This window comes from Nonomuraea sp. NPDC001699 (assembly GCF_053596455.1).
The window spans coordinates 1-1319 of the sequence record NZ_JBSFGF010000085.1 but is presented as its reverse complement, the minus strand read 5'-3'; the positions used below and the strand labels follow the sequence as shown (position 1 = coordinate 1319).

Here is a 1319-nt window from a genome sequence, read left to right as displayed (position 1 = left end):
GGGATGCTCCTATTGACGTCAAGTGGGGCGATCATGATCGCTTGGTGATGATCTGGTAGAGCTCGCGGGCGATGTAGCGCTTGAGGCAGCGGATGATTTCCTTCTTGGACAGGCCGTCTTTGGTGCGTCGTTCCATGTAGTCGCGGGTGCGGGGGTCCCAGCGCAGGCGGACCACCGCAATGCGGTAGAGGGCTGCGTTGGCTTGGCGGTCGCCGCCGCGGTTGAGACGGTGGCGGTGGGTTTTGCCGGATGACGCGGGGATCGGGGCGACTCCGCAGAGCATGGCGAAGGCGGCTTCGGAGCCGAGCCGGTCGTGGTTCTCCCCGACGGTGACCAGGAGCTGGCCGGCGGTGTCAGGGCCCAGGCCGTAGGCAGCGAGCAGACCGGGGTTGATGGCGGCCACGAGGGGTTCCACAAGTTCGTCGAGGTCGCCGATCTCCGCGGTGAGCTGCTGATGGCGGCGGGCCAGGCAACGCAGCGCGATCATGGTCGCGGTGACCGGGTCGTGGGCGTGCGCGTGGTCGGGACGCAGGGTGGCGCAGGTGGTGATGAGTTTCTTGACCGGCAGTCCGCGCAGCTGGGTGCGCAGGCCGTCGGGGGCGGTGACAATCAGGGCTTTCATCTGGCGCTGGGTGTCGGCGCGCTGGTCGACGGCCGAGCGGCGGGCGACGCGCAAGCAGCGCAGGGCTTCCACCCGGCCATCGCGCTGCTTGGGCGTGCCGGTCCGGTCGCCGGCCAGGGCCGCCTTGGCCGCCTGGATCGCGTCGATCGGGTCGGACTTGCCCTGGAAACGGCGGGTCTTGCGGTCGGGCCGGTCGATCTCGGCCAGGTTCATTCCCTGCTCGCGCAGGTGGCGGGCCAGTCCGGCTCCGTAGGCGCCGGTGCCCTCGACTCCGATGACCGTCACCGTGCCGAACGACTGCATCCAGGTCAGCAGGGCGGCGTATCCGGTGGTGCCGGTGGGGAACTGCTCGCTGCCCAGGACCCGGCCGATCATGTCGATCACAGCTGCGGTGTGGGTGTCTTGATGGGTATCGACGCCGCCGGCGACTTCGTCGATCGCGGTGGTGTCGGGTGTAATGGAGGGCATCGTCGTCCTGTGCTCTTGACCGGTGGGCAGGGCGGCACGCACCGGCTGGGCAGGGCGGACAAGACAGAGAAGGGGCCTCTGGCCAGGCTCCTATGAGGTCACAACGCCACGTCCGGTGGTGCAGCTGAGCACCTCCCGCTCAGACCGACAGATCCCGTTGAAGACCCGAGGTCAGTCAGAGGTTGGGTCAGGACTGGCGGGAGGTGCTCACCTACATCATCTCTGTCAG

1 protein-coding gene is annotated in these 1319 nt (G+C 68.2%); it reads right to left on the bottom strand.

Annotation, left to right across the window (positions count from 1 at the left end):
* Positions 1–31 precede the first annotated feature (31 nt).
* Positions 32–1090: an IS110 family transposase gene (locus ACWCSU_RS52810; RefSeq protein ID WP_449945261.1), complete on the bottom strand. Its 1059-nt coding sequence runs from the start codon at positions 1088–1090 to the stop codon at positions 32–34.
* Between the last annotated feature and the right edge of the window lie 229 nt (positions 1091–1319).

Bases quoted from the DNA above. Each gene is read 5' to 3' on its own strand.
- ACWCSU_RS52810 (WP_449945261.1), bottom strand. From the start codon at position 1,090: ATGCCCTCCATTACACCCGACACCACCGCGATCGACGAAGTCGCCGGC.